Origin of the sequence: Paramesorhizobium deserti, assembly GCF_001558695.1 — a bacterium.
Lineage (GTDB): Bacteria > Pseudomonadota > Alphaproteobacteria > Rhizobiales > Rhizobiaceae > Paramesorhizobium > Paramesorhizobium deserti.
Genome location: NZ_LNTU01000001.1, coordinates 470,189 through 496,475 on the forward strand (window position 1 = coordinate 470,189; position 26,287 = coordinate 496,475).

Sequence of the window (26,287 nt, forward strand, 5' to 3'; positions counted from 1 at the left end):
TATTCTTCAAAATTGATGATGGATTGATGGGGAATGTCATGACCGCACCGCTCGATCTCGACCAGTTGCAGACCTTCATCGCCATTGCGGATACGGGCAGCTTCACGAGGGCGGCGGACACCGTATTCAAGACGCAGTCTGCCGTCTCCATGCAGATGCGGCGGCTGGAGGAGCGGATCGGCAAGCCGTTGTTCGAGCGAGACGGGCGCACCAACCGGCTGACGGAGGATGGCGAACGGCTGCTGATCTATGCCCGGCGGATGATCCATCTCAACAGCGAAACCATCGCCGCCTTCGACGATACGCAACTCGAGGGCCATGTCCGCATCGGCACGCCGGACGATTACGCCGATCGTTTTCTGCCGGAGATCATGGCGCGGTTTGCCCGCTCCAACCCCCGGGTCGAGCTCTCCATCGTCTGTGAGCCGACCGTTAATCTGGACGAAATGATCCGGAAAGGAACGCTCGATATCGCGCTCGTCACCCAGGTCGACGAGAGGCGCCGTTCGGAAGTAGTCCGCAGCGAACCGCTGCTCTGGGTAACTTCAGCCAATCACGCCGTGCATGAGGAGCCGGTGCTGCCACTAGCCGTGGGACGGCCGAACTGCATCTGGCGGAGCGCGGCGCTCGATGTGCTGAACGATATGGATCGAGCCCACCGCATTCTCTTCACCAGCTGGTCGGCGACCGTGCTGGCGGCGGCTGTGCTCGCCGGCCTTGCGGTCTCGGTCCTGCCGGAATGCGCGCTGCGCCCCGGCATGCGGGTTCTGGGGGAAGCGGAAGGCTTCGGCAAATTGCCGGAATTCGGCATCGGCATACTGCGCGGCCACTCGAAGCAGACCGCCATCATCGATGCGCTGGCGCAGCATATCGTGGAAAGCCTAGACAACATCTCCTCGCCCGCACCCGCAGGCCTTGCCACCGCCGATATCACGCAGCTCACGACCAGCGTGCGCACGCGGCGGGTGCGTTCGAGCGAGCTCGTTCCGGGGTGGTAGTCCGGCTTTCCTGAGCCCGCCTATTTCTTCCCACGGATAACAAAGAGATTGCCCGCGAGCACCAGCGCCAGACCGACGATGGCGAGCACCGTCCATTGATAGCCCTCCAGCACTGTCGAGACGATCAGCGCGAAGACCGGAAACATCACCGTGGCATAGCCGGCGCGGGCGGAGCCAATGCGGCCGAGAAGCGTCAGATAGGCGAAGAAGGCGAGCACGGTCGAGACGACTGACAGGAAGATCAACGAGCCTAGATATTCAGCGGTCCAGGCGACGGTGAAGTGCTTGCCGAAAACGAAGGCGAGAAATGCGGCCCAGAGCGTGCCGTAGACCATGCCCCAGGCGTTCATCGAGACGAGCGGCAGGCTGCGCTTCTGCAGGCGTGCGGAGATCAGGTTGCCCGTGCAGAAGCAGAGCGTTCCGGCAACGCAGAGGCCAAGGCCGACGAGCGTCTTGCCGGTGAAGCCGTGGGCCTGCATTTCCGGCAGAAACATCAGCGCGATGCCGCCGAAGCCCATCAGGCCGCCGATCAGCGTCCGCGATGATGGCGGCTCGCGCATGATCACGGTCGAGAGCACGAGATTGACGATGGAGGCGAGCGAGAAGACGACCGAGAGAAGGCCGCTGACCAGATATTGCGCGCCATAATAAAAGAGCAGGAAATTCGAGGAAAAGAGCAGGACACCGAGCCCGGCGAAGCCCAGATGATCGCGCAGGGTGAATTTCAAACGCTGCTTCGAGACCACCGCCCAGACAAGCATGATCACCGCCGCAATGAGAAAGCGCCAGACGATGTTGACCTCGTTGGCGACGCCGCTTCCGGCCTGAACGCTAAGCGCATACCAGGAAAGGCTCCAAGCAAAGACCGTCATCGCATAGAGCCCGTAATCGAAGGGCTCGAATGCGCGATCCTGCGGGCGGGTGGCTGGCTTCAAATTCAATGAATCTGCTGTCGTATCTGTCGGCATATATTCCCTATCGCGCGATGATCTCATCACGTCCATTGAATTCAAGTGAAGATTGCATCAATGTCAGTGATGTGGCTCTCTTTTCGCGCAAGTCCGCTGGGCAAGCGGTTCCCGCTTGTCCCGGGAAAACCGCTTCACACTTTTCCTGGACTTGCTCTGGCTATTGACCTTCACGGACGGGAAAGCCCCTATAAGAATATGAGTAACGTCCCCGATTCGACCTCAAATGTCGCCGAATATACCGTTTCGGAAATTTCCGGCGCGCTGAAACGCACCGTCGAGGATGCGTTCGGCCATGTCAGGGTGCGCGGCGAAATCTCCGGCTATCGCGGCCCGCATTCCTCCGGCCACGCCTATTTCTCGCTGAAAGACGATCGGGCGCGCATCGAGGCGGTGATCTGGCGCGGCAGCATGAGCCGGCTGCGCTTCCTGCCCGAGGAAGGCATGGAGGTGATCGCCACCGGCAAGCTCACCACCTATCCCGGCTCGTCGAAATACCAGATCGTCATCGAGCAGATGGAGCCGGCGGGCGCGGGCGCGCTGATGGCGCTTCTCGAAGAGCGCAAGCGCAAGCTCGCGGCCGAAGGACTGTTCGACCCTGCCACCAAGCAGCTTCTGCCCTATATGCCTCGCGTCATCGGCGTCGTCACATCGCCCACCGGCGCTGTCATCCGCGACATCATCCACCGCATTACCGATCGCTTTCCCCTGCACATCATCGTCTGGCCGGTGCGGGTGCAGGGCGAGACCAGCGGGCCGGAGGTTGCGGCCGCCGTCAACGGCTTCAATGCGCTAGCACCGGATGGTCCGTTGCCCCGCCCCGACGTGCTGATCGTCGCGCGCGGCGGCGGCAGCCTGGAGGATCTCTGGGGCTTCAACGACGAAGTGGTGGTGCGGGCGGTCGCCGCCTCCGACATTCCCGTCATCTCGGCCGTGGGACATGAAACGGACTGGACGCTGATCGATCTCGCCGCCGACAGGCGCGCGCCGACGCCAACGGGTGCCGCCGAAATGGCGGTCCCGGTGAAGGCCGATCTGCAGGCGACGGTGGCCTCGCTGGCGGCGCGGCTCTCATCGGGCATGTCGCGCTATCTCGGTCAGCGCCGGCAGACGCAGCGCGCGCTCTCGCGCGCCCTTCCCTCCGCCGACCAGCTTCTGGCCCTGCCGCGCCGGCGGTTCGACGAAGCCGCCGCGCGCCTGGGCAGAGCACTGCAGGCAAACACACAGAAGAAGCGCGCGAGCTTCGACGGTCATGCAAGGCAATTATCGCCGCGCCTCCTGCAGCGGCGCATCATCGAGCGGCGGCGCCATACGGAAACCATGGCGGCCCGCCTGCCGCGCTGCCTCGAAGCCTTTCTGCGCGAGCGGCGCAGCCGCTTTTCGGGACCCGCCGGGCGGCTCTCGCCCGAACCGATCCGCCGCCATGCGGAACGCGCATCCCATATGCTCGCCCAGTTCGACCGCAGGCGCGACCAGGCTGTGGGGCTTATACTCGAAAGACGAAAGCGCAGAAGCGGCGAACTGGAACGCCTGATGCGGACGCTCTCCTACGAAAGCGTGCTGGAACGCGGCTTCGCGGTCGTCTTCGATGCTTCGGGCAATCCGGTGAAGCAGGCGGCGGCCGTTCATTCCGGCGACGCGCTGGCGCTCCGCTTCCGCGACGGCGACGTCCAGGCAGTGGCAACGGGAGGGGGAAGCCGGCCGAAGCCAAAGGCGCAGCCGAAGCCGGCCAAGGCTGGCGGTGGTCAGGGATCGTTATTCTAGAGCAATTGTCCGCGTCGGCTTTATTGCCATTCTACCCCTGTATTTTGCCATCGCCTGACGACTGGCGGAAAAGGGTTGAAAGCGGGGTGTAGAGGGTTGTGGTCTGAAGAGGTGCGGCCACGGTCCAAAAAATCCGAGAGCCTGTGTCGGATTGGCCATTCCTCTTTCGTCCTTGGATCGTAGATCGGCAATTTCAGTCATGAGGATAAGCAAATATGCCTAGCACCATACGTCTGCACCGTGTTCTGGCGACCAGCCCGGAGAAGGTCTATCGCGCGTTTCTCGAAGCGGATGCGCTTGCAAAATGGCTTCCGCCCAACGGCTTCACCTGCACCGTGCATCATTTCGAGCCAAAGGTCGGCGGCACGTTCAAAATGTCGTTTCGGAACTTCACGACGGGCGAAAGCCACTCGTTCGGTGGTGAATATATCGAGCTCGTTCCGGGTGAAAGCCTGCGCTATACCGACAAGTTCGACGATCCCAATCTGCCAGGCGAGATGCAGGTGACGGTGACACTGAAGAAAGTTTCGGTGGGCACGGAGGTGGATATCGTCCAGGCGGGCGTGCCGGATGTCATTCCGCCGGAGGCCTGCTATCTCGGTTGGCAGGAGTCGCTGCGAAACCTCGCAAGGCTCATCGAACCCGAGATCAATCAATAGCAGATCATCCGGAAGGGAGAGAATGGTACGGTCGGTAGGAGTTGAACCTACGACCTCAGGAGCCACAATCCTGCGCTCTAACCAACTGAGCTACGACCGCATACCATGTATCGGCGGGGTCCGTGAGGCCCCGACATCCGATAGGGGTCACATACGGAGAATCGAAACGATTTGCAAGTCTTTACCGCCCCATCCCCATTAAAGAAAAAGGCCGGGCGAGGAACCCGGCCTTTTCGAGAAGGAGACCGAACGGGAGGAGATGTCCGGTCTCTTAATTTCCAGCGGACGGGAGGAGGAATGCCGCTGGAAAAAGCCTTATCTATCAATCCCGCCTGAAGAGATCAGGCAGCCTTGACGTCCTTCGCGTCCTTGACCGCCTTTTCCATGGCCGTCTTGGCAGGCTTCACCATGGTCTCGACGGCCTTCGTCGCCGCGGACTGGAATTCCTTGGCCTGCTCGACGGCGAGCTCGGTCTGCTTGCGCATAAACATGGTCTGCAACTCGACGGCATCGGCGAACGTCTTGACGCCGAAAAGCGCTTCAAGATGCGTGAAGCCGGCGTCGGCATTGGCGCGCAGCGCGGAAATCGCCTTCAGCGACAGTTCGGTGCCCGTGGACTGGGCGGCTTCGAACGTCGTTTCGATGGTCTTCTGCGCAGCTTCCGCCTGATCCTTGAACTTGGCATAGGCTTCCTTGGACTGCGCAATGCTGCCTTCAGTGAACTCGCGCACACGGTCGGTCACGGCACTGGCGTCGAATCCGGGGAATGCGAATATGTCTGCTTCTGGTTTCTTGCTCATTTCGAGACCCTTTCGCTGTCCGAAGATGGTTTCGGATAGGTTTCCTCACCTATGACGATTTTTATAGCATTGTTCATTGTGCAGCGCAATATGATTTTGCAACGCACAATCAACCAAAGCGCGAGACGGGCCTTTCAGCCTGGGGACATTAACTAACCGTTCAGAAAAAGCGTTGCCATGTCGCGCGCTTTTGTAGACGCTGGGATGACTACGCCTTATTAACGGGATATTAAGCAAAACGCTTGGTTTTGAGCGGATAAGAAAGCTCGTGTTAGGGCCAATCGACAGGACAAACGGGTAACGACTGGCATGCCGGGGACCTATCCCTTCATTGATGTTGCCGTTCTCGACGGCATCCACGAACGCTTCGTGCGTGGCGACGCGCTTGTCGTGATTTCGCCCGACCTCACATCCGTCATCTGGGCGAACGGGCCAGGCGCGGCGATGTTCGGTTTCGACAGGATCGACGATATCCTCGGCAATGATCCGGGTTTCGCCGTGCAGACCAAGCGCCAGATCATGGCGCTCGACGGATCGCAGGCGGGCAGCACGCGGACCGTCTCGGTGCGCCTTGCATCCGGCCTCACCTCGCGGCTGGCGAGCTTCCAGATTTTCGATATTAAACTGCCCGACGGCACGCCGGCGCGCGTCCTCGCCGCGGACGGGCAGTCTGCCGCTATCGAAGCGACAATCTCCGGGCTCGGCGACGAGAGCACCCATGTGGCGCTTCTCGACGAAGCCGGCGCGGTTCTCGCCAGATCAGCCCATTTCGACGCACTCGGCATCTTGCCGACGACGTTGAACGACCTGGTCATCGAGGTGCGCGACGAGGAGAGCCGCATGGTCAAGCGCCGCGTACGCGCCGGTACGCGCAGCGTACCGGCCGGTATCGCGCGCCTTGCCGACGATCCGTACCGCCATTTGCTGTTCGTCATCGCAGAGGGACAGGTGGAGAAGCCGGTTGTTACCGGCGAGGAAACTCCAAGCCCGAACGCGGAAGTTCCTTCGCCGGAGATTGTCGGGGATATTCGCCCTTCCCTTCCGCAAGATCAGGATGAAAAGAAGGGTGAAGCGGAGATTTCCGTCTCTCCCCAGACGACTTCCCTTCGGGAAGCCCTCATTCGAGAAGGGTTGCTTCGAACGACCGAAGGTCAGGAAAAGGATGAGGCGAGCCCGCTTACTCCCCTATCTTCCGCGCCTGAATCTATCGCAGAGCATGACGAAGAAGAACGGGATGAGGTTGAGGAGCCGTTAGAAGGCAAAGCCGAGGAACCCATCGTCGTTGCCGCAACCGATGAGGTGAGCGCAACAGATGAGGCGGAAGCCCAGCCCGCCGCCTTCACCTTCGATCCGGATGCATCCCCTGCCCGCTTCGTCTGGAAGGTGGATGCGGATACGGTCTTCAGCGAGATGTCGCCGGAATTCGCCACCGCCGTCGGTCCACAGGCAGCCGATGTGATCGGCCGCCGCTTCGCCGATGTCGCCCGGGTTTTCGGCCTCGATGAGGACGGCGCGATCGCCAGGCTTCTGGAAGGGCGCGACACCTGGTCCGGACGCACCGTATTCTGGCCGATCCAGGGAACATCGCTTCGCGCGCCTGTCGATCTCGCCGCTCTCCCCGTCTATTCGCGCGAGCGGACGTTCCTCGGCTTTCGCGGTTTCGGCGTGGTCCGCACCGGCGAGGCTGAGGCCGACCCGGAGACGATCGGCCTGGCGCTCGTCGCCGGTCCGGCGACGCCGACCGAACTGGCGGAAGCGCCCGCGCCGCAGGGCGACACAGCGCCCGCGGGGGTCGTCGATCTTGGTGAGAAGCTTTCGCAAAAGCTGGAAGCGGCTGCGGATTCCCCGGCTGAAAGCGAGGATCCGTTCCAGGGCGAAAAGCCGGCGCTGCACCTGACATCGACCGCCGGGCGGCGCATCCACGACAAGATCATCCGTCTGGAGGAGCACCGTGCACCCCGCACGGAGGGCGGACTGACGCCGACGGAGCGCAACGCCTTCCGCGAGATCGCCGACCGGCTGCGGCGCGAGGGCATCGGCATCACCAGGAAGGACGTGCCGTCCGCAGAATCCCGCCAGGAAACGCAGGCGGAACCGGACAAGAACGTGCCCGGCGAGGACGCGACGCCGGTGGCGGCCGATGCGCCGGTGAAGGTGCCGGATGCAGAGCCCGTGCCCGATCCGCGCGCGCCGATGAGCGCTGCCCCGAAAGTGGAAACGACGCCGCAGGCGGCAGTCGGGACCCGGAAAGGGATTGCGCAAGACAACACCGCTTCTGTTTTCGGTATCGAAATGGTGCAGCCTGCAGCATCGGAGCCGGTTTCGCACGAGGCGCAAGAGGCAAAGCCCGCCGAGATTGCGGAAGAAAAAGACGATGACGACACCTCCATCGTCGCCCGGCTTCCCCTCCCCGTTTTGATCCATTCCGGAGATCTCGTGCATTATGCCAACCAGGCGCTGCTCGACCTCACCGGCTATGAAACGACTGAAAAACTCATCGGAGCGGGCGGGCTCGAGGCGCTGTTTGCGGAACGGCATGTGGATGAGGACGGCAAGCCAAGCGCCATGGCTCTGCGCCGCGCCGATGGCGGCGAGCAGGCGGTGGAAGCGCATCTGCAGTCAGTGTCATGGAAAGGTGGCCGCGCGCTGATGCTGAGCCTCATGCCGCAGCTGAATGCGGTGCAGGCTGAGGAGCCGCAACAGACCGGAGCGGCGGAGCTATCGGATGAAGAGATGCGGGCGCTCCAGACCCGTATTGACGAGCTGACCGGCATTCTTGATACGGCGACGGACGGCGTCGTCATCATCGGGCCGGACGGCCTGATCCGTTCGATGAACCATTCGGCGGCCGCGCTCTTCGGCTATGAGCCGGGTGAGATCAAGGGTAAATCCTTCTCCATGCTCTTCGCCATCGAGAGCCAGCGCGCCGCGCTCGACTATCTCGACGGGCTTTCGCAGAACGGCGTGGCGAGCGTGCTCAATGACGGGCGCGAGGTGATCGGCCGCGAGGCGCAGGGTCGCTTCATCCCGATGTTCATGACCATCGGCAAGCTTGCCGCCTCCAACAGCTATTGCGCGGTCTTGCGCGATATCACGCATTGGAAACGCGCCGAGGAGGAACTGACCAATGCGCGGCGCGAGGCGGAGCGGGCTTCCAGCCAGAAGACGGAGTTCCTGGCGCGCATCAGCCATGAGATCCGTACGCCGCTCAACGCCATCATCGGCTTTTCCGAACTGATGTCAGACGAGAAATTCGGGCCGATCGGCAATGAGCGCTACCGGGACTACCTGCGCGACATCAACCGCTCGGGCAACCATGTGCTGGCGCTGGTCAACGACCTCCTCGACATTTCCAAGATCGAGGCGGGCGGGCTCGACATGCAGTTCGAAGCGGTATCGCTCAACGACGCCATCGCGGAGGCGGTGGCGATCATGCAGCCGCAGGCGAATCGCGAGCGCGTCATCATCCGCTCGAGCTTTCCGGCGAACCTGCCCGACATCGTCGCCGATGCGCGCTCGATCAAGCAGATCGCGCTCAATCTCCTCTCCAACGCCGTGCGCTTCACCGCGCCGGGCGGACAGGTCATCGTCTCGACCAGCTATGAGGCGAATGGCGGCGTGGTAATGCGGGTGCGCGACACCGGCGTCGGCATGAGTGCCGCGGAGATCGAGCAGGCGCTGAAGCCGTTCAAGCAGGTCAGCACGCTGAAGCGCAACCCGGCGGACGGGCGCACCGACTGGCGCCAAGACGGCACCGGCCTCGGCCTGCCGCTGACCAAGGCGATGGTCGAAGCCAACCGGGCCATGTTCTCGATCGAATCGACGCCGGGCAACGGCACCATGGTGGAGATTTCCTTTCCCTCGACGCGTGTGCTGGCGGATTGAAGGAAATAGGGGAGTTGAAATCCGACTCTCCCGGTCGCTTCTACTGTTATTCCTTACTGCCTTACTGCCCTATTCCCTTACTCCCCTAATCAAAAAAAACGCCGGACGAAGCCGGCGCATGAAAGCTGTACAACAGAGAAAAGGGGCACAAAAGCAAAGGCGTGGGACCGATGGCGGCCTCAGCATTACCAGTGTGTTAAAGCCCTTATCGCGCGAAGTTCCCTAACAAGTCCTTAATGGATCGCCAAAATCTTTACGAAAAAATATCGCCCCGTAAAAATGCGGTAAACATCGCCGCAATCCTTTATCAAGCATATCTCTTCACGACGTGAGCTCGGCGATATCACGATAGAGTTCCAGCGCCTGCGGATTGGCGAGCGCCTCCTTGTTCTTGACCTCGCGGCCATGCACGACATCGCGAACGGCGAGCTCGGTGATCTTGCCCGATTTGGTGCGGGGAATGTCGGCCACGGCGACGATCTTCGCCGGCACATGGCGCGGCGTGGCGCCGGTACGGATCTTGTTTTTGATCGCGGCAATCAGCCTCTCGTCGAGCACGGCACCATCGGCCAACCGCACGAAGAGCACAACGCGGACATCGCCCTCCCAATCCTGGCCGATGCAGAGCGCCTCGACGATCTCCGGCATCTGCTCGACCTGATTGTAGATCTCCGCCGTGCCGATCCGCACCCCGCCAGGATTGAGCGTGGCATCGGAGCGGCCATGGATGATGATGCCACCATGCTCCGTCCATTCGGCGAAATCGCCATGGCACCAGACATTGTCGAAACGCTCGAAATAGGCAGCACGGTATTTCGCCTCATCAGGATCGTTCCAGAACATGAGCGGCATCGAGGGAAACGCCCGTGTGCAAACCAGTTCGCCCTTTTCGCCCCTGACCGGCCTGCCATCGTCGTTCCAGACGTCGACCGCCATGCCCAATCCCGGCCCCTGGATCTCGCCGGACCAGACAGGCTTGACCGGCACGCCGAGCACGAAGCAGGCCATGATATCGGTGCCGCCGGAAATGGAGGCGAGATGCACATCCCGCTTGATCCCGTCATAGACGAATTGAAAACACTCCGGCGAGAGCGGCGAGCCGGTCGAGGAGATGGTGCGCACCGTCGAAAGATCGTGCGTCTCGATCGGCTTCAACCCGGCCTTGCGGACGGCATCGATGAATTTCGCCGAGGTGCCGAAATAGGTCATTGCTTCCGCATCGGCATAGTCGAAGAGCACGTTGCCATCGGGATAGAAGGGCGAGCCGTCATAGAGAAGCAGCGTCGCGCCATAGGCGAGGCCCGAGACCAGCCAGTTCCACATCATCCAGCCGCAGGTGGTGAAATAGAACACCCGGTCGCCCGGTTTGGCACCGCCGTGCAGGCGGTGTTCCTTGACATGCTGGAGGAGCGCGCCGCCAGCCGTGTGGACGATACATTTCGGGATGCCCGTCGTCCCCGACGAGAACAGGATATAGAGCGGGTGATTGAACGACAGACGGTCGTAACTGATCTCGCCGGCCGTGAAAGGCGCGATGGCCGCGCCGAGCGAAACGCCGTTGGGAACGCCCTTCGCGACCTCGTCGGCCTCGCTCAGATAATCAACGACCAACACCTTGCGCACGGAAGGCAGTTGCCGGGCGACGGCGGCGATCTTCTCCGCCACCTCTATCCGCTTGCCATTATACCAGTAGCCGTCGCAGGCGATGAAGATTGACGGCTCGATCTGGCTGAAACGGTCGAGCACACCGCGCTCGCCGAAATCGGGCGAACAGGACGACCAGATCGCGCCGAGCGACGCGGTGGCCAGCATGGCGGCGATCGTCTCCGGCATGTTCGGCATCATCGCCGCGACGCGGTCGCCGCGCCGGACACCGGCGGCGCGCAGAAACTGCTGGAGCCTCGATACCAGCGCCCGCAGTTCATCCCAGGACAGGCGGCGCTCCACCTTGTCCTCGCCACGGAAGACCAGCGCGTCCCCGTCCCCGCCGTGGCGCAACAGGTTTTCCGCGAAGTTCAATTTCGCATCGGGAAAGAATTGCGCGCCAGGCATGCGATCGCCGTCGACGAGAATTCTCTCACCCTTCTCGCCGACGATCCCGCTCCAGTCCCAAAGGAGCGACCAGAAGCCCTCCCTGTCCTCCACGGACCATGCGTGCAAGGCATCGTAGTCGGGGATCGCCCGTCCGCTTGCCGCCCGCGCGGCTTTCATGAACGCGGTCAGCGGACTTGCGGCAATCGCGGAATCGTCCGGCGCCCACAACGGTCTTTTTATTGTCATATGCTCCTCCTCAGACTGGCGGCATGTTGCACCGCACCACGAAGCGGCGGCAAGCCGAAAAATGCGATCCGACTGAAATTTCAGCCAATTTTATGGAATAACATCAGCAAAGCCTTGAATTGCCGCATAGCTGGTTTAAACGGAATGGCGAACATTTCATTGGTGGACTGCGCCTGATGTCCTGGCCTCGACTGCTGCGCCCCATTCTGGCGATCATTGTGCTTGCGGCGGCGGCCGTGGCGGCAGTCATCGCGGCGTTGCCTTTCATCGTCTCCACCGACGCGATCCGCATCAGGCTGGCACAGGAAATCAGCGCATGGACGGGATATAGCGTCGAGCTGCGCCAGCCGCCGCGGCTGACCGTCTTTCCGGTTTTCCAGGCGTCGCTGAGTGATGTCACCCTGAGCAAGCTCGGCCAGAGCGGCCAACAGCCGGTGATGAGCGCCGATCGCATAGACGTGCAGCTTTCGCCGCTCGAAGCCCTGATGGGGCATATCTCGTTTTCTGAAACGCGCATCGTCCATCCGCGCTTCAGGCTGAACGAGCCGATAACCGACCTGCCGCAATTGTTTACGGCAGCGGCCAATTCGCAAGGGCGGCTCGGCCTGGTCATCCGCACCGCCAAAAGGCTGGTGGCCGACAATCCCAACGAGCCGAAGGTGGATCAACTTGCCTCGCAGCCCTTCGGCCGTATCGTCATCGAGAACGGATCGCTTGCCTATCGCCGCTTCGGATCGCCGCTCGAAGAGCAGGTCTCCGACATCAACGGCACGCTTGACTGGCCGCAAACATCCAGCCCAGCGAGTTTTCGCGGCCGCGCCAACTGGCGCGGAGAAGCGGCGGAGATCAATTTCACGGCAAATCAGGCGCTGGTCCTGCTCGCCAACGGGATGAGCGCGATTACCGCAAGCGTGACATCGAAGCCGCTGACATTCACATTCGACGGCAAGGCCAACATCTCGCAGAACATGTTCTTCGAGGGAGCGATGACGGCAAAATCCCCCTCCCTCGGCGAGACGATGCGCTGGGCCGGACGGAGCTCCTCCGGCGGATCATCGATGATCGGCGCAGTCGAACTCGCCGCGAATGTCACGCTTACGCCGAAGCGGGCGAAATTCAGCGACGTGGCGCTGACGACGGACAGTCAATCCGCCAAGGGCGTGATCGAGATCGGGCTGGAACAGCCGGTGCCGGCGGTCAACGGAACGCTCGCCTTCGAAACGCTCGACCTGCGCTCGCTGATCTCCGCCTTCATTCCGCTGCCACGTGACGGCGTCAATGACGACATCGATGCGCGCTTCATCAATCAGCTCGATCTTGACCTCAGGCTCTCTGCCCAGAATGCCACGGCCGGACCGGTCAGCCTCGCCGGTCTCGCCGCCGCGGTGCAGGTGAAGGGCGGGCGGGCCATCTTCGACATCGGCGATGCCAAGGCATTCAACGGATCGGTTCAGGCCAGTATCCAGATCGCGGGAAACGCCGACAACGCCAATGGCGAGTTGCGCTTCAACGGAACCGATCTCGACAGCGCGGCCTTCGCTTCAGCGCTCGGCGTGAAACAACCCTTCCTGAGCGGCAAGGGCACGGTATCGCTCCTGATGAAAAGCCCGCTGGCGAAATGGTCTTCGCTGCCCGAAAGCGCCAATGGCACGATCTCGCTCGATCTGGGCCAAGGTCAGATGAAGGGCTTCGATTTCGATGATTTCATCAACAAGGCACGCACCGATCGCTTCTTTGCCCTCGAGCGCAAGCAGGACGCTTCCCTCGGCTTCAACCGGCTCACTGTGAAGGCGGCTATCGCGGAAGGCATCGCCACGCTCGAAAATGCCCGTGTCGAGACCGGCAACGGCGTCCTGACGCTCGCAGGGATCGTTCCCTTCCTCGATAAGAGCCTGGCGCTATCGGGCGAAATCGCGTTTCCCGCAGCGCAGGGTCAGAACCAGGGTCAGGATCAGAATGCCGCGGCGCCGCAAGCGCCGCAGCCGATCAATTTCTTCGTCGGCGGCTCCTGGGACCGGCCGTTCATCTCACCGACGACCAGGAGAATAGGGCAGTAGGTTTTGCCCTGCTTCCCTAAATCCGGAATGCCGCCTGCTCGTCGCGGATGCGCTGGACCTCGCGCCGCTTGTTGATGAGCGAGGCGATGATGACGCCCGTCGCGACGATGGCGATCAGGATGGTGCAGATCGCGTTGATCTCGGGCGTCACGCCAAGCCGCACCTGGCTGTAGATCTTCATCGGCAAAGTGGTCGCGCCCGGCCCGGAGGTGAAGCTCGCTATCACCAGATCGTCGAGCGACAGCGTGAAGGCGAGCATCCAGCCGGAGATGACGGCCGGCAGGATGACGGGAAGCGTGATCTTGAAAAAGGTGGTGACGGGCGGCGCGCCGAGATCCATCGCCGCTTCCTCCAGCGACCGGTCGAAGGTGACGAGGCGGGACTGGACGACCACTGCGACGAAGCACATCGAAAAGGTGATATGCGCCAACGTCACGGTCCAGAAGCCGCGGTCGAAATTGACTGCCACGAAAAGCAGGAGCAGCGACAGGCCGGTGATCACCTCCGGCATGACGAGCGGCGCATAGATCATGCCGGAGAACAGGAGGCGGCCGCGAAACCGCGTATAGCGTGTGAGCGCGATCGCCGCGAGCGTTCCCAGCACCGTGGCGATGCTTGCCGAAAGGACGCCGACGCGGGCGGTGACCCAGGCGGCATCCATCAGGCCGCGATTGTTGAAGAGCGCGAAATACCATTTCGTCGAAAAACCGGCCCAGACAGTGACGAGGCGGGATTCGTTGAAGGAATAGATCACCAGGAGCACGATGGGCAGATAGAGGAATGCGAAGCCCAAAACGACCGAGGCGATGTTGAAACGCGACCAGGTGGTGTTCATCGTGCATCCCTTTGACGTGGAAACGCTGGCGGGACAGCGTCCCCCTCTGCCCTGCCGGGCATCTCCCCCGCATGGGGGGAGATCACGCCGTCATCGGCGTTCGGCACCAATCGCAAACGTTGCGGAATGGGCGCGGAGAGTAGCGGCAGCCAATCTCCCCCCTTGCGGGGGAGATGGCCGGCAGGCCAGAGGGGGGCGCCTAATGCTGTCATCGAAACTGTTCCCCTCCTATTTCCCGCTTTCCTGCGCGCGCGCCTGCGCACGCTGGAACAGCACGATCGGCACGATCAGGATGACGAGCAGCACCACGGCAACGGCGGAGGAAACCGGCCAGTCGCGGTTGGAGAAGAATTCGCTCCACAGCGTCTTGCCGATCATCAGCGTCTGCGATCCACCGAGGAGATCGGGAATGACGAACTCGCCCACCGCCGGGATGAAGACGAGGAAGCAACCGGCGACGACGCCGGGGATCGAAAGCGGGAAGGTGATCTTCCAGAAAGCGGTGAAAGACGGGCAGCCGAGATCCTGCGCCGCCTCGATCAGCGAATAATCCATCTTCTCGAGCGATGCATAGATCGGCAGCACCATGAACGGCAGATAGGAATAGACAATGCCGATGAAGACGGCGGTGTTGGTATTGAGAATGGTGAGCGGTGTGTCGATGACATGCGCCCACATCAGGAACTGATTGAGGAGGCCTTCCGGCTTCAATATGCCGATCCAGGCATAGACGCGGATCAGGAAGCTCGTCCAGAACGGCAGGATCACCAGCATCAGCAAAGTCGGGCGCAGCGTCGATGGCGCGCGCGCCATGCCATAGGCCAGGGGATAGCCGACAAGGAGCGTCAGAACAGTCGAAACGGCGGCGATGGTAAGGCTCGACACATAGGCCTTGAAATAAAGCGCGTCGTCGAGAAGCCATTGGTAATTATCGAGGGAAAGTTTCTTAAGCTTTTCGAAATTGGCCGCAAGGCCTTGCGACAGGTCGAAGGCCGGCTGATAGGCGGGAATGGCCATAGCCACTTCGGAAAACGATATCTTCAAAACAATGAAGAACGGGACGAGGAAGAAGAGAAGGAGCCAGAGATAGGGCACCACGATGACGAGCCGCCCAGCAATGGCCGTGATGAGCTTCTGCATGGCCGCGTTCCCCCTCATGCCGTCAAGACCAGCCCGGCGTCGGTATCGAAGCTGACCCAGACGCGATCGTCATAGGTCAGGGGGTTCTCGACCTTGCGCACGGCATTGAGGCTCGACGCCTTGATCAGGTCGCCATTGTCGAGCCGGACGTGAAACACCGTCATATCGCCGAAATAGGCGATGTCCCACAATTCGCCCTCGACCGCATTGAAAGAGGCATCTACCGGCTTCTCGCGGCCGATACGGATCTTCTCAGGCCTGATGGCAAACCAGACGTTCTGGCCCGACGAGAGCGCCTTGCTGGTATCGGCGCGGATGGTGAGGCCCTGTGTCGCCGCCGCGATCTCGACCTCGCCGCTTCCGGCTTTCTCGACCGCGCCCTCCAGAAGGTTCACATTGCCGATAAAATCGGCGACGAATTTGGAAGCGGGCGCCTCGTAGACCTCGGCCGGGGTCGCCACCTGCATGATGCGGCCGTGGTCCATGACCGCGATGCGGTCGGCCATGGTCATCGCCTCCTCCTGATCGTGCGTGACGACCATGAAGGTGAGACCGAGCTTATACTGCAGGTCCATCAGTTCGAACTGCGTCTCCTCGCGCAGCTTCTTGTCGAGCGCACCGAGCGGCTCATCCAGGAGGAGCACCTTCGGACGCTTGGCGACCGCGCGGGCGAGCGCCACGCGCTGGCGCTGGCCGCCCGACAATTGATGCGGCTTGCGCTTGGCGAATTGTTCGAGCTTCACGAGCTTCAGCATTTCGCCGACGCGGGCATCGATCTCGGACTTCGCCATGCCGTCCTGCTTCAGGCCGAAGGCGATGTTGCCCTCCACCGTCATGTGCGGAAACAGCGCGTAGGACTGGAACATCATGTTGACCGGGCGACGGTAAGGCGGGATACCGCGCAAATCCTGCCCATCGAGCAGGATGCGGCCGGACGTCGGCTCCTCGAAACCCGCCAGCATGCGCAGGAGCGTGGACTTGCCGCAGCCCGAGGCGCCAAGCAGCGCGAAGAACTCGCGATTGAAGACATCGAGTGAAAGATCGTTTACGGCAGTGAAATCGCCGAAGGTCTTGGTGACGTTCTCGAACCGTATGTAAGGCTTTGCCGCCGGATCATCCCAAGGCGCGAATTTGCGGCGAAAACTACCAAAGGATTCCATCCGGTTCCCCACTCAATTCCAAATAGGCAGCGCCTGATATGGCGTTTTCGAAGGATGTGTGACGTTCCAACGATCGACCGCCTTCGCTCACCCCTGCCCTCCTCAGCTTGTCGAAGAGCGGACCTTCCCATCCACCAACGTCATCCTCGGGCTTGACCCGAGGATCCATGGCAAGGGGGAACCAAACCTTCCCACTGCATCGTCGCACTCCAGCAAGCGGCAACCCAATATCTCACTTGATGATCACACGATCCAGAAGCGGATGATAATATCGTCTTCGCTTCTTTGCCGTGGATCCTCCGGTCAAGCCCGAGGATGACGATAATAGAGAGGAAATGCCGCCGACCCTTACCTCACTGCCCGGTCACGATCTTCGTCCAGGCCCTCGTCGCCAGGCGCTGCGTCTTGGTGTCGTAAGGCAGCGGCACGAAGAGCTTGGCCATCGTCGCCTCGTCGGGATAGATCGCCGGATCATCGATCACGTCCTTGTCGAGAAGCGGCTGGGAGGCCTTGTTGCCATTGGCGTAGAAGACATAGTTGGACGCCTTGGCGATGACCTCCGGGCGCATGATGTAGTTCAGGAATTCATGCGCTTCCTCGACATGCTTGGCGTCGGCAGGAATAGCCATCTGGTCGAACCACATCAGCGCCCCCTCCTTCGGAATCGAATAGCCGATCTCGATGCCCTGACCCGCCTCCTCGGCACGGTCGCGCGCCTGGAAGATATCGCCGGAATAGCCGATCGCCATGCAGATATCGCCATTGGCGAGCGCATTGATATATTCGGACGAGTGGAACTTACGAATATTGGGGCGGATCTTCAGATAAAGCTCCTCCGCCTTGGCGAAATCTTCCGCCTTGGGCGAGTTGGGATCGAGACCGAGATAGTTGAGCGCCGGGCGCAGCATCTCGCTGGCGGAATCCAGCACATAGATGCCGCAATCCTTCAGCTTCGCCGATTTCTCGGGATCGAACAGCACATCCCAGGAATTGATCTCGTCAGTGCCGAGCGCTTCCTTTATCTTCGCCTTGTTGTACCCGATGCCGGTCGTGCCCCACATGTAATTGATGGAGTATTCATTGCCCGGATCGTAGACGGCGGTGCGCTCCTGGATCACGTCCCACATGTTCTTGAGGTTGGGCAGCTTCGCCTTGTCGAGCTTCTGGAAGACGCCCGCGGGGATCTGCCGGCCGAGGAACTCGCCTGACGGCACGACGATGTCATAGCCGGAGCCGCCGGCAAGCAGCTTCGTCTCGACGATCTCGTTGGAATCGAAGACGTCGTAGACCACCTTGATGCCGGTTTCCTTGGTGAAGTCCGCCAGAATGGACTCGTCGATATAATCCGACCAGTTGTAGACATTGACCACCCGTTCCTGCGCGCCCGACGGGGCCACGGCCGCCGCCAGAGCCAGGCAGGTCGTCAGGAAAAGCGATTTGATCCTCATCCGGAAAACTCCCATTTTCATACCCCGGCGGCCATACAAGAAAATGCCCCCGCTCTTCCGCACTTTTTTAGATTGGGAGGATTTCGTCAACTGGTCTTGCGGGCTTTATTTTATTGAAAATCAAACGCACTCAGGCCCGTCACCATCTCGTCGAGACCAAGCGGGCGCGTCAATGGCGGCTCGGCACGGGCAAGGCAGCCCTGCCTTTCGCAAAGACGGCAGGCGGGGCCGATGGGTGTAGGCGCTCTTGCAGGCAACGCCGCGCCGTAGACAATTCCATCCTTGAAGCCGATATCGCAGCCAAGCAGGATGGCCGTGCGGCGCGGGCGTTCGTCGAAAGCGCCTTGCGGCCCTTCGAGCGTGCGCGCAATGGTGAGAAATGCCGCGCCATCCGGCATCTCGACGGCCTCGACCAGGATCTGCGAGGGCTGAGCGAAGGCGGCATAGATCGCCAGCTTCGGGCATTGCCCGCCGAAACGCGCCTGTGGAAAGCCCTGAGCACCCGCCCTGCGGAAGCGATTTCCCGCATGATCCGCCTCCAGCATGAAGAAGGGAACGCCCGCCGCATCCTGCCTTTGCAATGTGGTGAGCCGGTTTGCGGCCTGCTCGAACGAGACACCGAAACGAGAACGCAGCACATCGATATCGTAGCGCGCCCGCTGCGCCGCCGACCGGAAGGCGTGATAGGGCATCATCAGCGCATGAGCCGCATAGCGGCCAAGCTCGAAACGGGCGATGCGGCGGGCCTCGCTGGACGAAAGCTTCAGTTTCTCGATCTCGGCGGCAATCGCCACCTGCATGCGGATCAGGACCGCCTCCATCGCCACTTCGCGCAACTGGTCGAAAGGCGACAGCCTTTCCGACAGGAACAGCCGCTGCGAATGCCGGTCGTAGCGCCGCCGCCAGTTGGGCATGGTGGCAACGGGCAGCACACGCACGGCAATGCCATGCTCCGTGCGAAGCCAGCTCTTCAACGCGCCCATCAGATCGTCGCTCGGTTTCAGGAGTGTCGTGAAACTTTCCGCTTCCTCCTCGATCAACGGGAAATGGTTGGGACGCCGCTCCAGCACGTCATGCACTTCGTCGAGCGGCAGGCGCGCAGCCGACAGCGAGGTCTCACGCCCCTCCTGCGCCAGGAGATCTGAGAGGTCGGAAAGCCGCTCGAGTTGCTCGCGATAGGCGCGGTAGAGCTTGACGATGCCGGTGGCGGCATTGGGCGCCGCCTCGCCAACCTCGATCAGTTCCTGGTCGCCCGGCAGCTCGCCGGCGAGCAGCGGATCGGAGAAGACCTCCTTCAGCCCGGCGATTGTGGCGCCGCTTTCGGCCTGGAGAGCGCCAAGTTCCAGCTTGTAGACGGAAGCGAGTTTGAGGAGGAGCTGCACCGTCAGCGGACGCTGGTTGCGCTCGATCAGGTTGAGATAGGATGGCGAAATGCCGAGCGCCTCGGCCATCGCGGTCTGTGTGAGGCCGCGCTCGTTGCGGATGCGCCGGATACGCGGGCCCGCGAAGATCTTCTGCTCAGCCATCCCGCTTCCTTTGACAGCATTTTTACAATTCCACTCATCATGCCTTAAACGAAGGAACATTACAATATTTACAAATTGACAGAGCCGCTCTGTCAAAGCCTCGACAGCGTTACCCGTATTTCTCGCCGAATTTCCTGAATTTCCTCGCCTGTTTTGCAGCGCAATGTAAATCTCGTCATACGCAGAAGGCGCTGAACGTCTCTGATTTTTGAACGGAAGCATTGAGGAAGCCAGACTATGACTGATTTTTACAATCTCATCCCCACCGCCCCGAACGGCCGTTTCGACGGTATTGAGCGCCCCTATACGGCGGAGGATGTGAAGCGGCTGCGCGGTTCGGTCGAGATCAAATATTCGCTGGCCGAGATGGGCGCGAACCGGCTGTGGAAGCTCATCCACGAGGATGATTTCGTCAATGCCCTCGGCGCGCTTTCCGGCAATCAGGCGATGCAGATGGTGCGCGCCGGGCTGAAGGCGATCTATCTCTCCGGCTGGCAGGTGGCGGCAGACGCCAACACCGCCTCGGCGATGTATCCCGACCAGTCGCTCTATCCGGCCAATGCCGCGCCGGAACTGGCGAAGCGCATCAACCGGACGCTACAGCGCGCCGACCAGATCGAGACGGCGGAAGGCGGGGGGCTCTCGGTCGACACCTGGTTCGCGCCGATCGTCGCCGACGCCGAAGCCGGTTTCGGCGGCCCGCTCAATGCGTTCGAGATCATGAAGGCGTTTATCGAGGCGGGCGCGGCTGGCGTCCATTATGAGGATCAGCTGGCGTCGGAAAAGAAGTGCGGCCATCTCGGCGGCAAGGTGCTTATCCCGACCGCCGCGCATATCCGCAATCTCAACGCAGCGCGGCTGGCGGCCGATGTCATGGGCGTGCCGACGCTGGTCATCGCGCGTACCGATGCGGAAGCGGCGAAGCTTCTGACCTCGGATATCGACGAGCGTGACCGGCCCTTCGTCGACTATGATGCGGGGCGCACGGCGGAAGGCTTCTATCAGGTGAAAAACGGCATCGAGCCGTGCATCGCGCGAGCAATCGCCTACGCGCCGCATGCCGATCTCATCTGGTGCGAAACCTCGAAACCGGATCTCGAGCAGGCCCGCCGCTTCGCCGAAGGCGTGCACAAGGCGCATCCGGGCAAGCTGCTCGCCTACAATTGTTCTCCTTCCTTCAACTGGAAGAAGAACCTGGACGACGCGACGATCGCGAAATTCCAGAGGGAGCTGGGTGCGATGGGCTACAAGTTCCAGTTCATCACGCTCGCCGGCTTCCACCAGCTCAATCACGGCATGTTCGAGCTGGCGCGCGGCTACAAGGAGCGGCAAATGGCGGCTTATTCCGAGCTGCAGGAAGCGGAATTCGCATCCGAAGCCAACGGCTACACAGCCACCAAGCACCAGCGCGAAGTGGGCACCGGCTATTTCGACGCCGTGTCGCTCGCCATCACCGGCGGCCAGTCCTCGACGACCGCCATGAAGGAATCGACCGAAGCAGCGCAGTTCCGTCCGGCTGCCGAATGATGAAGATTTAAAGGAGAACGACAATGGCATCCATTACACGCGTCAAGGAAAGGGCGGAGGAACAATCCTCCGCCATGACCACCGACCAGCAGAGCCTCATCCGCATGCTGGCCAATGATCTGCACCGCCTCAACCAGTCGGTCATGAAGGCCGTGGAGGCCGGCGTTTCGGTCGAGCTCGTCCGCTCGGCCCGCCATCATGGCGGCGACGGCAACTGGGGAGACCTGCTCATCCCGGTGATCGTCACCAACGGGCGCTAACAGCACGCCGCCATGGTCCTTGCTTTTGCGTGCCTGCGGCAACGCGGGCAGGCGACGGCAACTGGGGAGATCTGCTCATCCCGGTGATCGTCACCAACGGACGTTGAGCCCCTCACCGGCACTTGCAATACCCGACTTCCAGCCACTCTCCGCAGCCCTCTGCGGAGAGTTTTTCGTTCAAAAAAATGCAGAATAAAAGCCGCCATCACCGGGCATTACTAAACATCAACTAAATATTGCGATGTCATGCTTCTGTCATTGCTTGCATGGCAGAGATGACGCATTCTTTACCCTCAATCTGAGCTTCGCGAGGAAAGTTATGGCTATACAGACTCTCATCGACAACGTCGCTGTCAAGGCCAATATCGAACCGCAGGTCGCGGAGAAGGTCGCAGGGATCGTCCTGTCGGTGCTTCAGCATGAATCGCCGCAGATCTCGGCGCAGATCTTCGCCAATATGCCCGGCGCGCAGCAGCTGGCCACGGCCAATGACGTGATGGCGCAGGGACAGTCGAGTGGCGGCGGAATTATCGGCACCATCTCCCATCTGCTCGGCGGCGCTACAGGTGAAAAGGTCGGCGCGCTGGTCAACGGCGTGGCAGCGTTGGAGGCAAGCGGGCTGACCGCCGCGCAGATCAATGCAGCCGGATCGCAGGTGATCGCCGAGGCGCGCCAGACCGATCCGCAACTGGTCGATGAACTGGTTCAGGCGGTGCCCGAGCTTAAGGGCCATTTCGGCCTGTAAATCAGGCCTTCCAATATCCGTCGCATGCATCCCGAAAACCGATTTGGGTTTTCGGGCCGATGCTATATCATGGCGCGACGAAACAATTTTCTGGTGATTGATGCCTGCTGATATGCCCGAGAAGAGACCGGCGCGCCCGACCAAGCGCCGCCGGACGCCTGCCTATGTCAAATCGCTTCGTGGCGTGAAGAATTGGCGTGAAGCATCGGAATGGCTGGCCTGGCGCGATATCGAGGACATCGAGTGCATCACTCCCGATCAGGCGGGCGTGGCGCGCGGCAAGATGATGCCCTCGAAGAAGTTCACCTCCAACACATCGCTCGCGCTGCCTTCGGCGGTTTTCATGGCGACGATCTCCGGCGGATATCCGGAAGACGGCGGCGGCTTTTCCTATCCTGAAGACGATGGCGACTTGAAGCTGGTGCCCGATCTCACGACACTTTCCGTCGTGCCGTGGGAGAGCGATCCGACGGCACAGGTTATCTGTGACCTCGTCCATCAGGACGGACGGGCGGTGGAGTTCACGCCGCGCAACGTGTTGCGCCGCGTCATCGGCGCGTATAACAAGCTCGGCCTGCGCCCGGTGGTGGCGCCGGAGATCGAATTTTATCTGGTGCGCAAGAATCCCGATCCCGACTATCCGCTGGCGCCACCGGTCGGGCGCTCGGGCCGGCCTATCGGCGGTGGTCAAGGCTATTCCATCGCCGGCGTCAACGAGTTCGACGAGCTGATCGACGACATCTATCATTTCTCCGAAGCCCAGGGGCTGGAGATCGATACGCTGATTCACGAGGAGGGCGCGGGGCAGCTCGAGATCAATCTGCGCCACGGCGATCCGATCGAGCTCGCCGACCAGGTCTTCATGTTCAAGCGCACCATCCGCGAGGCAGCGCTGAAGCACGAGATGTATGCGACCTTCATGGCCAAGCCCATCCAGGGGCAGCCGGGCTCGGCGATGCACATTCACCAGTCGATCATCGACAAGAAGACCGGACGCAACATATTCACCAAGGATGACGGCAGCGAAAGCGACGCTTTCCATCATTTCATCGGCGGCATGCAGAAGCATGTGCCGAACGCGCTGGTGATGTTTGCGCCTTATGTGAATTCCTACCGCCGTCTGACTCAGGGCGCCTCGGCGCCGGTCAATGTCAAATGGGGCTATGACAACCGGACGACCGCCTTTCGCGTACCGCGCTCGGACCCCAACCAGCGCCGCGTCGAAAACCGCATACCGTCATCCGATGCCAACCCGTATCTCGCGCTCGCCGCGTCACTGGCCTGCGGGCTGATCGGGCTCCTGGAGAAAATCGAACCGGACGCGCCGGCCGGCACCACGGTCAACGAGGACGAGATCGACCTGCCCCGCGGCCTGCTCGACGCGGTCTCGCTTTTCGAGGAGGACGAGCCGCTGAGGGATATACTGGGCCAATCCTTCGCGACCACCTACGCCGCAATCAAGCGGGCGGAGTTCGAAACCTTCATGGAGGTCATCAGCCCGTGGGAGCGGGAGTATCTGTTGCTCAATGTTTAGGGGAGTAGGGGAGTAGGGGAGTAGGGGAATAGGGGAATAGGGGAATAGGGGAATAGGGGAATAGGGGAATTATGCGGGGGCGCGGCTATGGCAATCAATTCTTATCGGGATATTTTGGCTTGGCAGCAGGCCATGGAACTGGCGACGACGATATATAAATCTACCGAGTCTTGGCCGCGTGAAGAGATTTACGGGCTAACGGGGCAGGTACGCCGCGCCGCCGTTTCCATACCGGCCAATATCGCAGAAGGATATGGCCGGGAAACACGCAAGACCTACCAACAATTCTTGCGCATAGCACAAGGCTCGTTGAAGGAAGTAGAAACACATTTGCTTCTGGCCGAGAGACTGGGTTTTAGCCCCAAGGAGGCGATCGATCCAATAATGGTAAGGAGCGAAAGCGTCGGAAAGTTGCTGAGGCTTCTTATCCGCAAACTATCCGAACCATAACATACTCCCCTATTCCCTTATTCCCCTACTCCCTTAAGCCGGAGCCGCCATGTCCTACCAATCCCCCATCTCGCCTGGCATTTCCTGGTACGAGGCGAGCTTGTCCGAGCGCCCCGAGCATCCGGCGCTCGACGGCTCGCGGCAGGCGGATATCGTCATCATCGGCGGCGGCTATACCGGGCTTTCGGCCGCCTATCATCTGGCCGCTTCCGGCGTGGATGTGGTGCTGCTCGATGCCGCGCGGTTCGGCGATGGCGCTTCGGGGCGCAATGGCGGCCAGCTCAACACCGGCCAACGCGCATGGGCGGAAGATATGGAGGCCGAATATGGCTTCACCCGCGCCAAGGCGCTGTTCGATATCGCCGAGGAGGCCAAGGCGCATCTCCTGCAATTCGCCGAGACGCACGGGATCGATATCGACTATAGGCCGGGCCAGATGTCGGTGGTGCACAAGCCGCGTTATCTCAAGCACTACCAGGCCCATGCCGAACTGATGGCATCACGCTTCGGCTATCCGGATATCCATTTCATGGACGCGAAGGAGACGGCGGAGCGGCTCGGCTCGAAACGCTATCTCGGCGGTACCTATGACAAGGGAACCGGCCATATCCACCCGCTGAAGCTCGTCGTCGGAACGGCCAAGGCCGCGGCGAATGCCGGAGCACATCTCTTCGAGAATACGCAAGCGACCGGCATAAGCTCAGAAAACAGCCGCGTGACGGTGACCACGCCGAAAGGGACCGTGACGGCCGCCAAGGGGCTGATCGCGGTAAACGCCTATGGCGGGTCGCTCGAACCCGTCAGCGCCGCCCATGTCATGCCGATCCGCTCCTTCATCGGCGCGACCGTGCCGCTCGGCAAGGACAGCCCGGTGCTGCCGGGCGGCGAATCCGTCGACGATTCACGTTTCGTGGTTCGCTATTTTCGCCGCTCGGCCGACGGGCGGCTCCTGTTCGGCGGGCGGGAGGCCTATACCGCCGACAACCCGCGCGATATCAGCAGCCATATCCGCCGGCAGGTCGCCGAGATCTATCCCGCGCTCGCCGATATCGAGATCACCCATGCATGGGGCGGCTCCGTCGGCATCACCCTGCCGCGCAAGCCCTTCGTGCGGGAAGTGATGCCCAATGTCATCTCGGCCGGCGGCTATTCCGGCCATGGCGTGATGCTCGCCCATTTCATGGGCAAGCTCTATGCGGAAACGGTCGCCGGCAACCGCGAGCGGCTGAAGCTCTTTGAGGATCTCAACATCCCGCCCTTCCCCGGTGGGCGCAGCTTGCGCGCGCCGCTGCTTTTCCTGGCGCTCTCCTGGTATGCGCTGGTCGACAGGATTTAGACGCTGTAGCCGCCATCCACTTCCAGCGCCGTCCCGGTGACGAAGGACGCCTCATCCGAAGCAAGCCAGAGCGCGGCATTGGCGATATCGAGCGGCGTGGAAAAACGCCCGAGCGGGATCGATTCCTTCAGGGCCGTTCGCCGCTCCGGCGTATCCTCTTCGAGAAAAAGCTTCAGCATCTCGGTATCGCCCTCGACGGGGCAGAGGCAATTGGCGCGGATATTCTTCGCCGCGAGTTCCAGCGCCATCGATTTCGTCGCGCTCAGCACCCAGCCCTTGGAGGCATTGTACCAGGCAAGCCCCTCGCGCGGCCGCAGCGCCGTCGTCGACGCCGTGTTGATGATCGAGCCACCGCCCTGCCCTTCCATGATCGGAACGACGGCGAGGGCGGAAAAATAAAGCGCCTTCATGTTGACGGCGAAGATCAGATCGAAATTGTCCTCGCTCACCTCGGTGAGCGGCATGTTGCGATGGGTAAACCCGGCATTGTTGACCATGATGTCGATGCGGCCGAAGCGATCCATCGCCGATGCGACCAGGCCGTCGATATCCTCCTTGCGCGAGACATCGGCCTGCACGGCAATGGCCGTATCGCCGATCGCGCCCGCAATGCCGTTCGCCCGCTTGAGATTGATATCGGCCAGAACGACTTTGGCCCCTTCCTCGGCGAAGCGCTTCGCGATGCCCGCACCGAAACCGGAGCCTGCGCCGGTGATGATGGCGACCTTGCCATTCAAACGTCCCATACGTGTTTCCTTAATTTCTTGCATCCCTTGAAATCACCTCAAGTCTTCGTAACCTGCCAGATATGCTCACGGGGGCGATTTGTCATGCGTCGGAGAAGGTTATTTTATCCAATGCCCCATCCACCCGCGTCATACAGCCACGATCACCGAAATGATACTGGCGTATTTA

The 26,287-nt window shown here is 61.4% G+C and carries 20 protein-coding genes and 1 tRNA gene; 11 read left to right on the forward strand and 10 right to left on the reverse strand.

The features are described 5' to 3' along the window. Positions 1 to 38: 38 nt before the first annotated feature. A complete protein-coding gene (locus ATN84_RS02245; protein ID WP_068880830.1) occupies positions 39 to 998 on the forward strand; it encodes a LysR substrate-binding domain-containing protein in 960 nt (319 codons plus the stop codon). 20 nt (positions 999 to 1,018) lie between these two features. On the opposite strand, the gene ATN84_RS02250 is transcribed toward ATN84_RS02245, so the two are convergent. Further along, positions 1,019 to 1,939 (reverse strand): DMT family transporter, encoded by a 921-nt coding sequence (locus ATN84_RS02250; RefSeq protein ID WP_068880831.1) that lies wholly within the window; start codon positions 1,937 to 1,939, stop codon positions 1,019 to 1,021. Positions 1,940 to 2,164: 225 nt separating this feature from the next. On the opposite strand from ATN84_RS02250, the gene xseA reads away from it, so the two are divergent. Together xseA and ATN84_RS02260 are read left to right on the forward strand one after the other, a co-directional pair. Then, positions 2,165 to 3,730 (forward strand): exodeoxyribonuclease VII large subunit, encoded by a 1,566-nt coding sequence (xseA, locus tag ATN84_RS02255; protein WP_068879898.1) that lies wholly within the window; start codon positions 2,165 to 2,167, stop codon positions 3,728 to 3,730. Positions 3,731 to 3,945: 215 nt separating this feature from the next. Beyond that, positions 3,946 to 4,389, forward strand: coding sequence for an SRPBCC family protein (locus tag ATN84_RS02260; protein WP_068879899.1), 444 nt, complete (start codon positions 3,946 to 3,948; stop codon positions 4,387 to 4,389). A gap of 23 nt (positions 4,390 to 4,412) precedes the next feature. Here the strand turns inward: ATN84_RS02260 and ATN84_RS02265 are convergent. Next, positions 4,413 to 4,489 (reverse strand) — tRNA-His (locus ATN84_RS02265). 241 nt (positions 4,490 to 4,730) lie between these two features. Then, a complete protein-coding gene (locus tag ATN84_RS02270; RefSeq protein ID WP_068879900.1) occupies positions 4,731 to 5,189 on the reverse strand; it encodes a phasin in 459 nt (152 codons plus the stop codon). A gap of 309 nt (positions 5,190 to 5,498) precedes the next feature. Here ATN84_RS02270 and ATN84_RS02275 point away from each other — a divergent pair, with 309 nt between their 5' ends. After that, positions 5,499 to 9,074 (forward strand): histidine kinase dimerization/phospho-acceptor domain-containing protein, encoded by a 3,576-nt coding sequence (locus ATN84_RS02275; RefSeq protein WP_068879901.1) that lies wholly within the window; start codon positions 5,499 to 5,501, stop codon positions 9,072 to 9,074. A 321-nt stretch (positions 9,075 to 9,395) separates the two neighbouring features. Here the strand turns inward: ATN84_RS02275 and ATN84_RS02280 are convergent, their stop codons facing one another. Beyond that, positions 9,396 to 11,354, reverse strand: a complete 1,959-nt coding sequence (locus ATN84_RS02280) for an acetoacetate--CoA ligase (RefSeq protein WP_068879902.1) — start codon at positions 11,352 to 11,354, stop codon at positions 9,396 to 9,398. Between the two features lie 176 nt (positions 11,355 to 11,530). On the opposite strand from ATN84_RS02280, the gene ATN84_RS02285 reads away from it, so the two are divergent. Beyond that, positions 11,531 to 13,411, forward strand: coding sequence for an AsmA family protein (locus ATN84_RS02285; RefSeq protein WP_068879903.1), 1,881 nt, complete (start codon positions 11,531 to 11,533; stop codon positions 13,409 to 13,411). A 16-nt stretch (positions 13,412 to 13,427) separates the two neighbouring features. Here ATN84_RS02285 and ATN84_RS02290 read toward each other — a convergent pair whose 3' ends face one another. From ATN84_RS02290 to ATN84_RS02310, 5 genes are all read right to left on the reverse strand, one after another. Then, positions 13,428 to 14,246, reverse strand: coding sequence for an ABC transporter permease (locus ATN84_RS02290; RefSeq protein WP_068879904.1), 819 nt, complete (start codon positions 14,244 to 14,246; stop codon positions 13,428 to 13,430). 228 nt (positions 14,247 to 14,474) lie between these two features. Continuing rightward, positions 14,475 to 15,386, reverse strand: coding sequence for an ABC transporter permease subunit (locus ATN84_RS02295; RefSeq protein ID WP_068879905.1), 912 nt, complete (start codon positions 15,384 to 15,386; stop codon positions 14,475 to 14,477). A 14-nt stretch (positions 15,387 to 15,400) separates the two neighbouring features. After that, the gene (locus ATN84_RS02300) at positions 15,401 to 16,546 is read right to left on the reverse strand and encodes an ABC transporter ATP-binding protein (RefSeq protein WP_068879906.1); all 1,146 of its coding nucleotides are present in this window, start codon (positions 16,544 to 16,546) and stop codon (positions 15,401 to 15,403) included. 353 nt (positions 16,547 to 16,899) lie between these two features. After that, positions 16,900 to 17,994 (reverse strand): polyamine ABC transporter substrate-binding protein, encoded by a 1,095-nt coding sequence (locus ATN84_RS02305; protein WP_068879907.1) that lies wholly within the window; start codon positions 17,992 to 17,994, stop codon positions 16,900 to 16,902. Positions 17,995 to 18,104: 110 nt separating this feature from the next. After that, the gene (locus tag ATN84_RS02310) at positions 18,105 to 19,520 is read right to left on the reverse strand and encodes a helix-turn-helix domain-containing protein (RefSeq protein ID WP_068879908.1); all 1,416 of its coding nucleotides are present in this window, start codon (positions 19,518 to 19,520) and stop codon (positions 18,105 to 18,107) included. 237 nt (positions 19,521 to 19,757) lie between these two features. On the opposite strand from ATN84_RS02310, the gene aceA reads away from it, so the two are divergent. The 6 genes from aceA (at position 19,758) to ATN84_RS02340 (ending at position 25,372) form a co-directional block, all read left to right on the forward strand. Then, positions 19,758 to 21,047 carry an isocitrate lyase gene (gene aceA, locus ATN84_RS02315; RefSeq protein WP_068879909.1) on the forward strand — a complete coding sequence of 430 codons (1,290 nt, stop codon included), beginning with the start codon at positions 19,758 to 19,760 and terminating at the stop codon, positions 21,045 to 21,047. 23 nt (positions 21,048 to 21,070) lie between these two features. Further along, positions 21,071 to 21,307 (forward strand): SMc00767 family acetate metabolism repressor, encoded by a 237-nt coding sequence (locus ATN84_RS02320; RefSeq protein ID WP_068879910.1) that lies wholly within the window; start codon positions 21,071 to 21,073, stop codon positions 21,305 to 21,307. Positions 21,308 to 21,626: 319 nt separating this feature from the next. Next, positions 21,627 to 22,052, forward strand: a complete 426-nt coding sequence (locus tag ATN84_RS02325; protein WP_068879911.1) for a hypothetical protein — start codon at positions 21,627 to 21,629, stop codon at positions 22,050 to 22,052. A gap of 100 nt (positions 22,053 to 22,152) precedes the next feature. Beyond that, positions 22,153 to 23,586, forward strand: a complete 1,434-nt coding sequence (locus ATN84_RS02330) for a glutamine synthetase family protein (RefSeq protein ID WP_068879912.1) — start codon at positions 22,153 to 22,155, stop codon at positions 23,584 to 23,586. A gap of 87 nt (positions 23,587 to 23,673) precedes the next feature. Next, complete coding sequence (locus ATN84_RS02335) at positions 23,674 to 24,036, forward strand: four helix bundle protein (protein WP_068879913.1); 363 nt, start codon at positions 23,674 to 23,676, stop codon at positions 24,034 to 24,036. Between the two features lie 49 nt (positions 24,037 to 24,085). Continuing rightward, complete coding sequence (locus tag ATN84_RS02340) at positions 24,086 to 25,372, forward strand: NAD(P)/FAD-dependent oxidoreductase (protein ID WP_068879914.1); 1,287 nt, start codon at positions 24,086 to 24,088, stop codon at positions 25,370 to 25,372. Here the strand turns inward: ATN84_RS02340 and ATN84_RS02345 are convergent. Next, complete coding sequence (locus tag ATN84_RS02345; protein ID WP_068879915.1) at positions 25,369 to 26,118, reverse strand: SDR family oxidoreductase; 750 nt, start codon at positions 26,116 to 26,118, stop codon at positions 25,369 to 25,371. The genes ATN84_RS02340 and ATN84_RS02345 overlap by 4 nt on opposite strands. Positions 26,119 to 26,287: the final 169 nt, after the last annotated feature.